The following is a 12,369-nucleotide window of genomic DNA, read 5'->3' on the forward strand; positions in this document are numbered from 1 at the left end:
ATTGAATATCGCTATTTGGAAAATTAAAAAACCCCTGCTAGAATGCCTGCATAAATAAAATTTCAGTTTATATTCGTCGATACGCTAACGCGCGCTCACCTCGAAAGCGCACCAACAGGAGGCCTCTTATGTCACCCCAGATAGACCAAGTTCTGGCGCAAGCCGTCAATGATCCAGATGTCATGGAAACGAACGAGTGGCTTGATGCACTCGAATCCGTGATTGAGAATGAAGGCCCTGAGCGTGCTCATTACCTGATGGAGCGCATGGTTGATCTGGCGCGCCGCCGCGGTGCGCATATCCCGTTCTCCAGCAATACCGCTTACGTCAATACGATACCGGCCGATCAGGGTGAACATTGCCCAGGTAATCTGGAAATCGAAGAAAAACTGCGCTCGATGATGCGCTGGAACGCGATGGCGATGGTGGTGAAAGCCAATCGTCTGGATGGCGATCTGGGTGGCCATTTATCCAGCTTTGCTTCGCTGGCCAATATGCTGGGCATAGGTTTCAACCATTTCTGGCATGCACCGACCGAAGACCACGGCGGTGACTTGTTGTACATCCAAGGTCACTCTGCGCCAGGTATTTATGCCCGCGCATTTCTGGAAGGTCGCCTGACCGAAGAACAGTTGCAGCATTTCCGCCGCGAAGTTGACGGCAAAGGTTTGTCCTCGTACCCACATCCAAAACTGATGCCGGATTTCTGGCAGTTCCCAACCGTATCGATGGGCTTGGGGCCATTGATGGCGATTTATCAGGCGCGTTTCCTCAAGTATCTGCATGCGCGTGGTATTGCGGATACAGAGAAACGGAAAGTCTGGGCATTCTGTGGCGATGGCGAGATGGATGAGCCGGAATCCATGGGCGCAATCGGTATGGCAGGCCGCGAACAATTGAATAATCTGGTGATCGTGGTCAACTGTAATTTGCAGCGTCTGGATGGCCCAGTACGCGGCAATGGCAAAATCATTCAGGAACTGGAATCCGATTTCCGTGGCGCAGGCTGGAACGTCGTCAAAGTGATCTGGGGCAGTGGCTGGGATGAATTGCTGGCGAAAGACAAAGAAGGCATCCTGCAAAAAGTGATGATGGAAACCGTTGATGGTGAATATCAGAACTACAAAGCCAGAGATGGTGCGTATGTCCGTGCCCACTTCTTTGGCAAACATCCTAAATTGCTGGAAATGGTCAGCAAAATGTCGGATGACGATATCTGGCGTCTGACCCGCGGTGGTCATGATCCGCACAAAATTTATGCTGCTTATAAAGTGGCACAGGAAAGCACAGACAAACCAACTGTGATTCTGGCGAAAAGTATCAAGGGCTTCGGTTTTGGTAAATCCGGCGAGGCACGTAATACCGCGCACAATACCAAGAAACTCGATGATGAAGCGATCAAAGCCATGCGCGACCGCTTCCAGTTGCCGATCGCTGACGCTGATCTGCCAGCCATTCCTTTCTACAAACCAGCTGACGATACGCCGGAAATGCAATACCTGCATGCGCGTCGTAAAGCACTGGGCGGTTATCTGCCGCAACGCCGTCAGAAAGCGGATGAAGCGCTGGTCGTGCCAGCATTATCTGCGTTTCAGGCGATGCTCGAACCCACCGCTGAAGGCCGCGAAATTTCCACCACTGCTGCGTATGTCCGCGTTCTGACGACCTTACTGCGGGATGCGAGTTTGGGCCCGCGCGTCGTGCCTATCATGGTGGATGAATCACGCACTTTCGGTATGGAAGGTTTATTCCGTCAGATCGGTATTTTCAGTCAGGTTGGTCAGTTGTATGAGCCTGTCGATAAAGATCAGGTCATGTACTACCGCGAAGATAAAGCTGGTCAGATTTTGCAGGAAGGCATCAATGAAGCCGGTGGTATGAGTTCGTGGATCGCCGCAGCGACTTCCTACTCGACCAATAACCGCGTGATGATTCCGTTCTACACGTATTACTCGATGTTTGGTCTGCAGCGTATCGGCGATCTGGCCTGGGCTGCGGGCGATATGCGTGCACGCGGCTTCCTGCTTGGCGGTACAGCCGGTCGCACGACGCTGAACGGCGAAGGCTTGCAGCATGAAGATGGTCACAGCCATGTGTTGGCATCGACGATTCCGAACTGCGTGCCTTACGATCCGACCTTTGCGCATGAAGTGGCGGTCATCATGCATGACGGCCTGCGTCGTATGGTGACGAATCAGGAAGACGTGTTCTACTACATCACGCTGATGAACGAGAACTACAGCCATCCGGGTCTGAAAGCGGGTCAGGAAGAGGGCATTATCAAAGGTCTGTACCAGTTGCAAAAATCAGCAGAAACAACCAAACATCGCGTACAGTTGCTGGGTTCCGGCACGATTCTGCGCGAAGTGATTGCCGCTGCTGAATTGTTGCAATCTGACTGGGGCATCGCAGCCGATGTCTGGTCTGCACCTTCATTCACTTTGCTGGCGCGGGATGGTCAGGATGCTGAACGCTGGAATATGTTGCATCCGACTGAAGACGCACGTTTGCCATACATCACTCAGTGTCTGAAAGACACGACAGGCCCTATCGTGGTATCGACGGACTATATGCGTACGTTTGCTGAACAGGTACGTGCTTTCATCCCGAAAGACCGTAGCTACAAGGTCTTGGGAACTGATGGTTTCGGTCGCTCCGATTCACGTGCCAAACTGCGTGAATTCTTCGAGGTGAATCGTTACTTCGTTGTGATCGCTGCGCTGAAATCGCTGGCTGACGAAGGCGCTTTGTCTGCTTCCGTGGTGGCTCAGGCAATCGCGAAATATGGCATCAACGCAGACAAACCAAATCCGGTGACTGTGTAACAGCATGAGGCAGGGTGCGCCGTGCGCACCAAATCAAGGTGCGCACGTCGCACCCTACCTGAAATAACGGAGCTAATTTATGAGCGCAATTGAAGTCAAAGTACCGGATATCGGTGATTTCAAGGAAGTGGAAGTCATTGAGCTGATGGTCAAAGTCGGCGATACCATCAAAGTCGATCAATCTCTGATCACGGTCGAATCAGACAAGGCCAGCATGGAAATCCCGTCCAGCCATGCCGGTGTGGTTAAAGAAATTAAAGTTAAAGTTGGTGATAAGGTCGCCGAAGGTTCGTTACTGGTGATCGTCGAAGCCAGTGGCGATGCGGCAGCGCCTGCAGCTGCACCAGCTCAGCCAGCTGTTGCGCCTGCGACGCCCGCCGCGCCAGTGGCCGCAGCACCAGTACCTGCATCCGCGCCGGTGGTTGCAGCGGCACCTGCGGTAACAACTGCGGCACCAGTGGCGACTGCGGTTGCCGGTAAAGCGCATGCCTCACCATCGATACGCAAATTTGCGCGTGAACTCGGTGTTGATCTGAGCCGCGTTGCCGGGTCTGGCCAGAAAGGCCGGATCACGCAGGAAGATGTGCAGAACTTCGTCAAAGGCATCATGGCTGGCAGCACAGCTGTTGCTGCGGTTTCTGCTCCGGCGAAAAATGGCAGCGGCGTCGGCCTTGATGTATTGCCGTGGCCATCGCTGGATTTCAGCAAATTTGGCGCGACGACAATTTCACCTTTGTCACGCATCAAAAAACTGTCCGGCCCGAATCTGCATCGTAACTGGGTCATGATCCCGCACGTCACGCAATTTGATGAAGCCGACATCACCGGCCTCGAAGATTTCCGTAAATCGTCGAACGAAGCGATGGCAAAATCCGGCGTCAAGCTGACTATGCTGGCTTTCGTGATTAAAGCGAGTGTGGCTGCGCTGAAAAAATTCCCGGCATTTAATTCTTCGCTCGATGCTACCGGTGAAAACCTGATCCTGAAACAGTATTACAACGTTGGTTTTGCTGCCGATACGCCGAACGGTCTGGTGGTGCCTGTTGTCAAAAATGCGGATCAGAAAACCCTGTCGCAGATCGCACAGGAAATGGGAGATCTGTCAGCGCAAGCGCGCGAAGGCAAACTGAAACCAGCTGATATGCAAGGGGCAACGTTCACGATTTCTTCGCTCGGCGGTATTGGCGGTACGGCGTTCACGCCTATCATCAATGCACCTGAAGTGGCGATTCTGGGCTTGTCGAAATCCAGCATCAAACCGGTGTGGGATGGTAAAGCATTCCAGCCGCGTCTGATGCTGCCTCTGTCGCTGTCATACGATCACCGCGTGATTGATGGCGCGATGGCCGCGAAATTCACTGCTTATCTGGCCGACGTGTTGGCTGATCTGCGTAAAACCTTGCTGTGAGCGGAGACCAGGCTATGAGTGCTATCGAAGTTAAAGTTCCCGATATCGGCGACTTCAAAGAAGTCGAAGTGATTGAAGTGCTGGTCAAGGTCGGCGATACGATCAAGGTGGATCAGTCCTTAGTGACGGTTGAATCCGATAAAGCCAGCATGGAAATTCCTGCCAGCCACGCGGGCGTGATCAAAGAGCTGAAAGTCAAGCTGGGCGATAAAATTGCCGAAGGCAGTATTCTGCTGGTGATTGAGGCGGAAGGTGCAGTTGGAACAGCGACAGCGAGTGCAACACCTGCGGCTCCAGCAGTTGCTGCCACTCCAGCCCCGGCTGCCGTTGCCGCGCCTGCAGCTCCACCTGCACCTGCAGGACCAGTCGGCATCGTCGAAGTTAAAGTGCCGGACATCGGCGATTTCAAAGAAGTTGAAGTCATCGAAGTCATGGTCAAAGTGGGCGATACGATCAAGGTCGATCAGTCTCTGATCACGGTGGAATCGGACAAAGCGAGTATGGAGATTCCTTCCAGCCACGCCGGTGTGGTCAAAGAAGTCAAAGTCAAGGTCGGTGATAAAGTCGCCGAAGGCTCGTTGTTGTTGCTGGTGGAAGCTGCGGGTTCAGCATCTGCTGCGGTCGCTGCCGTTGCACAGTCAGCAGCCGTTGCAACTGCTCCGGCTGCTCCAGCTACTCCTGCACCGCTTGCGTCTGGCTACACTGGTCAAGTCGATATTGAGTGCGACATGATGGTACTCGGTGCTGGTCCTGGCGGTTATTCTGCTGCCTTCCGTTCTGCCGATCTTGGTATGAATACGGTGTTGGTTGAAAAATATTCTACACTCGGCGGTGTGTGTCTGAATGTTGGCTGTATTCCTTCGAAAGCGCTGTTGCACGTCGCAGCGGTGATCGATGAAACATCGCACATGGAAGCGCTGGGCGTGACATTTGCGAAACCGGCGATCGATATCGATAAGCTGCGCGGCTACAAAGAAAGCGTCATCAAAAAAATGACGACGGGCTTAGCTGGCATGGCGAAAGCGCGTAAGGTCAATATCGTGCAAGGCGTTGGTCAATTCCTCAGCCCTTATCACATTGAAGTCACTGCGGCAGACGGCACGAAAAAAGTCGTGCAGTTCAAGCAGGCGATTATTGCGGCTGGTTCTTCCGTCGTGAATCTTCCGTTTGTCCCTGTTGACCCACGTATCGTCGACAGCACTGGCGCACTGGAATTACGTCAGGTGCCAAAACGCATGTTGGTGATTGGCGGCGGTATTATCGGTCTGGAAATGGCGACTGTGTATTCGACACTCGGTGCGCGCATCGATGTGGTTGAAATGATGGATGGTCTGATGCAGGGCGCGGATCGCGACATGGTCAAAGTGTGGCAGAAGCACAATGAAAAACGCTTCGATAACATCATGCTGAAAACCAAAACGGTCGGTGTCGAAGCACTGCCGGAAGGCATCAAGGTCACGTTTGCATCCGCAGTTGAAGGCGAAGCTGCACCGGCACCGCAAGTCTATGATCTGGTGTTGGTCGCCGTTGGTCGCAGTCCTAACGGCAAGAAAATTGCTGCCGACAAAGCAGGCGTTGCCGTGACTGATCGCGGTTTCATCAACGTCGATAAACAGATGCGCACGAATGTGCCGCATATTTTTGCGATCGGTGATCTGGTTGGTCAGCCTATGCTGGCGCATAAAGCCGTGCATGAAGCACATGTGGCTGCCGAAGCTGCCGCTGGTGAAAAAGCCTACTTCGACGCGCAGGTGATTCCGTCGGTTGCTTACACTGATCCTGAAGTCGCATGGGTCGGTGTGACCGAAGACGAAGCCAAAGCCAAGGGCATCAAAGTCGAAAAAGGCTTGTTCCCGTGGATGGCTTCCGGCCGTGCTGTGGCGAATGGCCGCGACGAAGGTTTCACCAAATTGCTGTTTGATGCAGACAGCAAACGCATCGTCGGCGGCGGTATTGTCGGTACACATGCCGGTGACATGATAGGCGAGATTGCGCTGGCAATTGAAATGGGCGCAGATGCGGTGGATATTGGTAAAACCATCCATCCACATCCTACGCTGGGTGAATCTATTGGCATGGCGGCGGAAGTCTATAAAGGCGTCTGCACTGATTTGCCACCGCAACGCAAGAAGTAAGAGCATCCCCCATTCTTAAGGGAACGGTACTGCATGAAAAAAAACCGCGCTTCAGGGCGCGGTTTTTTTATGGCTGCTCGCTGCTGCTTAACATTTGCTGGCAATGCAGAGATTGCCTGCATTTGGTACGGGTCAACAGGTCAACAGGTCAACAGGTCAACAAGGTCAGCCGTTCAGCATTTTCATCGTTGCTGCCGGATAGCGTTCTCCGGCGACGGCGTCCGGCGGAAAAATCTGATTCAGGGCTTGTACATCTGCGGCAGACAGTGAAACGTTCAGCGCCTCCCAGTTTTGCTCCAGATAAGTCCGCCGTTTGGTTCCGGGAATTGGGATGATATGCGGATCTTGTGCCAGTACCCAGGCGAGCGCGAGCTGTGAAGCGGTGCAGCCATAGTGTGTGGCAAGTTGTTCCACTTTCTTTACGAGTTGCAGGTTTTTATTAAAATTTTCTCCTTGAAAACGCGGGCTCGAACGCCGGTAATCATCTTCGGAAAATTGTTCCGGACTGGTGAGCGCACCTGTCAGAAAGCCGCGTCCCAGCGGACTATACGGCACAAAGCCAATACCGAGGCGGCGACATGCAGCGAGTACACCCTGTTCCGGATCGCGCGTCCACAAGGAATATTCGCTTTGTATTGCAGTGATCGGATGAACCCGGTGCGCGCGCTCTATGGTGGCAACGGATGGTTCCGATAAGCCGATATAACGAATCTTGCCTGCCTTGACCAGATCGGCCAGTGCGCCTACCGTTTCTTCTATCGGTGTATGCGGATCAATCCGGTGCTGGTAATACAGGTCGATGGTATCCGTGCCGAGACGACGCAGGCTGCCTTCGACGGCACTACGGATATACGCCGGCGTACCATTGACGCCGCGCAGATGCGGATTGGATGGATCGCGCACGATACCGAATTTGGTCGCGATAAAGCATTGCTGGCGCTTTCCCTGTATCGCTTTTCCTATCAGTTCTTCATTGGTGTAAGGGCCGTACATATCGGCAGTGTCGAGCAAGGTAATGCCGATTTCCAGTGCGCGATGAATGGTGGCGATGGATTCGGCATCGTCGCGGTTGGCATAGAAATCGCTCATTCCCATACAACCCAGCCCCATGGCGGAGACCAGCGGGCCATTACTGCCGAGCTGGCGGGTTTTAAGAGTTGCGGTTTCTGTGGCGACTGGTGCCTGAGTCGGTTTGTGGTGCGGATGGCTGGTGCTCATGAAGGCTGTCCTTGGGGTGAATGGATGGTAAATCGATCTCAGCCCCGAAGTTCGCCTGCATATCGCTATACATGGCAATTTTCAGTTGCAGTACCGTCAGGTTGTCCTGCAAGGCTGCGATCGTCTGTTCCACGCTTTGGGTATGCTGTTCCAGCAAGGCCTTGCGTGCAGACACACTCTCTGGCGTATTGCCTTCCCTGCGCCATTCTGCATAGCGCAGCATGTCGCGTACCGGCAAGCCAGTGCGCCGTAGTTTCAGCAAAAAGTCTATCCACCGGATATCTTCTTCACGGAACTGGCGATGTGCATTACTGCGCCGCGCGACCGGATCGAGCAAACCGATCCGTTCGTAATAGCGCAGGGTATGCACGCTGAGGCCGGTGGCAGCAGCGGCTTGTTGTATCGTCATGGGAGTGGTCATGGCAGGCAGTCTAGAAGTTGGAGCGCGCTCTAAGTCAAGCACATTTCTGAGAAAATGTTTGAGTATGAAAGGCAAGATTGCGCAGACAGAATAGCAGGATTCAATCTTATGCCCATCCTGAAAAAGACAGACAGTTTTCTTGCGAAACGAAAAACAAATGGCATCGTATTCCGATCCGACGTTGCCGGTTTCACCCGGGCTGATACTGCACTTGTCAGCATTTTTACAGCAACTGTCCTGTTATCGATTCTGCCCATGCCATTTTTTGTGTTCAATATACTCCCCCTGGTATGTTTAAAGCCCCTTTGTTTATAAGGACATCAGAGGTGTTTTTTATAAAATAGGGGGGGAGTATCCACAATTGCTGCTTTCAGCGGGTGAATACCGGCCCCTTCATCTGGGGTGGTTTCGCTGATGTTGTACTATTGTCTTTTCATGATGGCATTCATTGCTCCCTTGTCTGATTTAACCTGTCTGTGATTGAAAGGAATCTCCATGCCCTTGGTGACATTGACGGTACGCCGTCCTAAAACTGCTGCGTTTAAAGACACGGTACTCAATAGCATACATGCGGCGCTGGTCGCCACCGGCGTACCGCAGGACGATGTATTCCAGCGCGTGCTGGAACTTGATGCCGAAGATTTTCGCTTTCATGCGCGCTATCCCGATGCAGTAACTGATCGCGATGAGAATTTCATTCTGATCGAAATTCTGTGGTCGGCCGGACGCAGCGTAAAAGTGAAAAAAGCTTTACTGACAGACCTGATGCAAAAGTTGCAGGCGCAGGGGTTTAATCCGGAAAATGTGATGCTGGTATTTAAAGAAACCAGCTGGGAAAACTGGTCTTTTTCCGGTGGGCGCTTGCTGCATACCTGAACGCTAAATCCTGTAATCTTGTTCGTGAAACTAAGGAAAATTGATGCAAAAAATGTGGCAGATGTGTAGTGCGCTGATGGTATCGATTGCCGTGTTCTGTGTGTCGCCAGCGCAAGCCGACAGCACAGAACGTGGTATTTCCCTGGCAACGGCCAATGGCGAAATACAGGGCAGCTTATTGCAGCCGGAAGGCAGCGCAAAAGTGCCGGTCGTGCTGATCATCGCTGGTTCTGGCCCGACGAATCGCAATGGCAACAGTGCAGGATCATCCGGCAATAACAATAGTCTGAAAATGCTGGCAGAGGGCTTGGCCAATCAGGGCTATGCGTCGGTGCGTTTTGATAAGCGCGGCGTGGGCGACAGCGCCGCTGTGGCAACAACGGAATCGGCTATACGCTTTGAAACGTATGTTGACGATGCCGTGGCGTGGCTGAAGATGCTGAAAGCGGATACGCGTTTTTCTGATGTGGTGGTGCTGGGGCATAGCGAAGGTTCGCTGATTGCGATGCTCGCCGCGCAGCAAGTGCCAGTCAGCGCGCTGGTATCGGTTGCGGGCGCTGGCAGCAATTTAGCGGATGTGTTGCGTCAGCAGCTGTATGGAAAATTACCACCCGATCTGGTGAAGCCGAATGAAGAAATATTGCAAGCCTTGCAGGCAGGGAAAACCACCGCCAGCGTGCCGCCTGCGCTGCAGTTTTTATATCGCGAAAGTGTGCAGCCCTACCTGATTTCTCTGTACCGCTATACGCCGCTGCAAGAAATTCGCAAACTCACGATGCCAGTGCTGATTTTGCAGGGCGATACCGATATTCAGGTCGATCGCAGTCAGGCCGAAGCATTGAAAGCGGCAAAACCAGACGCAGAACTCCACATCATCAGCGGCATGAATCATGTCTTGAAAATAGTACCGGCCGATGCAAAGAAACAAATGGCCTCGTATTTTGATCCCACGCTGCCGATTTCACCTGAGCTGATACGCCATTTGTCGGCATTTTTGCAGCAACTGCCTCGTCACTGATGCTGCTGGATCGATTTTTGGTTTCAAATATACTCCCACCAGTATATTTTAAAGCCCTTTGTTTATAAGGACATCAGGGCTGTTTTTATCAATACATGGGGGAGTATCCATCAATGCCGCATCTTCCGCATTGCTGACGCGGTACTTATGCCGCACTGCACCTAAAGTCCTTACCGTTTTCGCGTCGGCGGTCATTGCCAATGGCTGTTTTGTTGTCATAGTATGAATGTATTGATCCAGATCAAGATGGACAATCCACTACAAAAACGATGGAGACAGCATGGCAGACCAGACTCAGGGACGAGGTGGTGACAGCGCGCCACCCGACATTACCACCATCATCGATACCGCATCACCCTTTCCACCCATCCGCCGCATCGGCATGTTTCGCCCGTTCACCTGGCTGCGGCTGGGCTGGGACGATTTTCGCGAATCCGGCAGCGCCAGTATTTTTTACGGTATCTGTTTCGCCGCGATGGGGCTGATACTCAATCTCGTGCTCAGTCATGCGCCGCAATATGTGTCTGCACTCAGTTGCGGCTTTTTACTGATCGGGCCCTTGCTGGCGCTGGGTTTGTACGACATCAGCCGCCGTATAGAAAACGTGCGTTCCGGTTTGCTCGGCAGTGTGTTTTCCATGCGCGGCCGCTGGAGCAATATCGGCGTGCTGGCACTCGTGCTGGCAGTGATACTGATGGTCTGGGCGCGCGCTTCGCTGGTGATTTTTGCGCTGTTCTATAACAAGGGCATGCCCACCATGCACGGTTTTCTGACGCAGTTATTTTCACTGAATAATCTGGAATTTCTATTGGTCTATGCCTGCATCGGTTTTATCTTTGCGAGTATCGTTTTCGCAATCAGCTGGGTCTCGATTCCTATGATGCTCGACCGCGACAGCGATGCCATCACTTCGATGATTATCAGTTGTGTGGCGCTGTTCATCAATGTACCCGCAAGCATCGTCTGGGCGCTGATCATCGTCAGCTTCGTGGTACTCGGCTTCATGACCTGGAGCCTGGGTTTCATTATCGCCATGCCAGTGATCGGCCATGCGACCTGGCATGCGTACAAAGAAGTGGTGGGGAACGCCTCCGACCGGCGCTGATTTGATGCTGGCCAACATCGTATTCCCAAAGGCGGAGCCGCAACAGGTTCCGTTTTTTTATGCCTGTCATGCCAGTAAGGTGCAAAAATGGCTGCTGGAGCTAAAAATATACTCCCTAGGGTATATTTTAAAGCCCTTTATTTCTAAGGAGATAAAGGCATTTTTGCCACATACTCCCCTTAAAATGCTAATTTAAGAGAAAAATACAGTCAGTGTAGGATGCGTCATACGCACCAAATCAGGCAAGGTTGATGTTCGTCGGCTGGCAGTAAGCACCCCGCATAAGATGCGCAATCATCATGTGCGACGTCGCCAGATTTCAGAGTGAGATGCGAATGAACAGGTGAGTGCTGTTTGATTGTTGAGAGTGGTGCGTATGACGCACCCTAAGGAGTACGTACGCTACGCTTGCTAGAAAAGGAAAGTTATGAACTCACTAAAGCCATGGTTGCCATTGATTACCATCGTCGGCTTAGGTAGCGCGATAGCCTGCTACTTTATGAGTGATCACTATCTCCGGTTTACGGAGGAAGTACAACTGGCGAGCGGAGAGCTTATCGTGGTTGACCGTAAGTTTAAAACGGAAGCACTTGGTGAAATTGGTGGGCCAGGAGGATGGGATGCCAAGTTTAATAGCATGGTCATCATCAGACCGCTTCGCGACGGTAATCCACCAATCTGGCAATCAGAGATTGGCTTGATTCCCATCTTGTTTGATCAGGATACAGGAACCAAAGAATGGTTTGTCGTGACTACTTTTTACATGTGTGACGCATGGAGAAAAATAGGAAAACCAAAACTTCCGTATGCCGAATTCCGGTTGCGTAACGGACAGTGGCAACAGGTTGATTTGTCGCCGCAACATATAGGGAGGCCTGCAAATATTCTGACAAGAATTAGTAATAAAGCTGAGCTGGCTTATCACACAATTAATACCAAAATAGAGCGTATGAGTGTTCAAGGGATGTCGCCCGAATACGCAAAAATTGTTGCTGAATCATCGTTCTGTAAAAATTAATGCAGCGTTTAATTTAACCAATAATTCAGGAGTCATTATGGCTACAACTGTAGTTGTCTAATAAAAATGGACACCAGGATAGGTGGATAATTCATCTATCGAGGGAAAAAGAATGGCAAAACAAAGAAGAACATTTGACGCCAATTTTAAGCTGCAGGCTGTCCGCATGATTCATGATCAAGGCTTGAGCGTATCGCAAGTCTGCAAAGATATGAAGTTCAGCGAGACTGCAGTCCGTTGCTGGTTCACTCAGGTGCGGGCAGAATAAAGCGGGCTGCCAGGAATAGGCAAGCCACTCGCCGCGGATCAAATACGTATCTGGGAATTGGAAGCTCAAAACCGCCC

General features: G+C 52.0%; 10 protein-coding genes. 8 read left to right on the forward strand and 2 right to left on the reverse strand.

Annotated features, from left to right (window positions below; all coding sequences use genetic code 11):
- Positions 1 to 128: 128 nt before the first annotated feature.
- From aceE to lpdA, 3 genes are all read left to right on the forward strand, one after another.
- Complete coding sequence (gene aceE, locus Undi14_RS17580) at positions 129 to 2,825, forward strand: pyruvate dehydrogenase (acetyl-transferring), homodimeric type (RefSeq protein ID WP_186885950.1); 2,697 nt, start codon at positions 129 to 131, stop codon at positions 2,823 to 2,825.
- Between the two features lie 79 nt (positions 2,826 to 2,904).
- Complete coding sequence (gene aceF / locus Undi14_RS17585; RefSeq protein WP_200181942.1) at positions 2,905 to 4,233, forward strand: dihydrolipoyllysine-residue acetyltransferase; 1,329 nt, start codon at positions 2,905 to 2,907, stop codon at positions 4,231 to 4,233.
- Between the two features lie 14 nt (positions 4,234 to 4,247).
- Positions 4,248 to 6,368, forward strand: a complete 2,121-nt coding sequence (lpdA, locus tag Undi14_RS17590) for a dihydrolipoyl dehydrogenase (RefSeq protein WP_200181943.1) — start codon at positions 4,248 to 4,250, stop codon at positions 6,366 to 6,368.
- A gap of 165 nt (positions 6,369 to 6,533) precedes the next feature.
- Here lpdA and Undi14_RS17595 read toward each other — a convergent pair whose 3' ends face one another.
- Both Undi14_RS17595 and Undi14_RS17600 read right to left on the reverse strand, forming a co-directional pair.
- Positions 6,534 to 7,478, reverse strand: a complete 945-nt coding sequence (locus tag Undi14_RS17595; protein WP_234030686.1) for an aldo/keto reductase — start codon at positions 7,476 to 7,478, stop codon at positions 6,534 to 6,536.
- Positions 7,479 to 7,518: 40 nt separating this feature from the next.
- Positions 7,519 to 8,007 carry a MerR family transcriptional regulator gene (locus tag Undi14_RS17600; RefSeq protein WP_200181946.1) on the reverse strand — a complete coding sequence of 163 codons (489 nt, stop codon included), beginning with the start codon at positions 8,005 to 8,007 and terminating at the stop codon, positions 7,519 to 7,521.
- A 495-nt stretch (positions 8,008 to 8,502) separates the two neighbouring features.
- On the opposite strand from Undi14_RS17600, the gene Undi14_RS17605 reads away from it, so the two are divergent.
- The 5 genes from Undi14_RS17605 (at position 8,503) to Undi14_RS18570 (ending at position 12,292) form a co-directional block, all read left to right on the forward strand.
- On the forward strand, positions 8,503 to 8,883 hold the full coding sequence (locus Undi14_RS17605; protein ID WP_200181948.1) for a tautomerase family protein: 381 nt from the start codon (positions 8,503 to 8,505) through the stop codon (positions 8,881 to 8,883).
- Positions 8,884 to 8,926: 43 nt separating this feature from the next.
- On the forward strand, positions 8,927 to 9,901 hold the full coding sequence (locus Undi14_RS17610; RefSeq protein ID WP_234030675.1) for an alpha/beta hydrolase: 975 nt from the start codon (positions 8,927 to 8,929) through the stop codon (positions 9,899 to 9,901).
- Positions 9,902 to 10,181: 280 nt separating this feature from the next.
- Positions 10,182 to 11,006 (forward strand): DUF2189 domain-containing protein, encoded by an 825-nt coding sequence (locus Undi14_RS17615; protein ID WP_200181950.1) that lies wholly within the window; start codon positions 10,182 to 10,184, stop codon positions 11,004 to 11,006.
- Positions 11,007 to 11,433: 427 nt separating this feature from the next.
- Positions 11,434 to 12,024 (forward strand): hypothetical protein, encoded by a 591-nt coding sequence (locus tag Undi14_RS17620; protein WP_200181952.1) that lies wholly within the window; start codon positions 11,434 to 11,436, stop codon positions 12,022 to 12,024.
- Between the two features lie 112 nt (positions 12,025 to 12,136).
- Positions 12,137 to 12,292, forward strand: a complete 156-nt coding sequence (locus Undi14_RS18570) for a transposase (protein ID WP_200181955.1) — start codon at positions 12,137 to 12,139, stop codon at positions 12,290 to 12,292.
- The last annotated feature ends 77 nt before the right edge of the window (positions 12,293 to 12,369 follow it).

Origin of the sequence: Undibacterium sp. 14-3-2 (genome assembly GCF_016595265.1) — a bacterium.
GTDB lineage: Bacteria > Pseudomonadota > Gammaproteobacteria > Burkholderiales > Burkholderiaceae_D > Undibacterium > Undibacterium aquatile.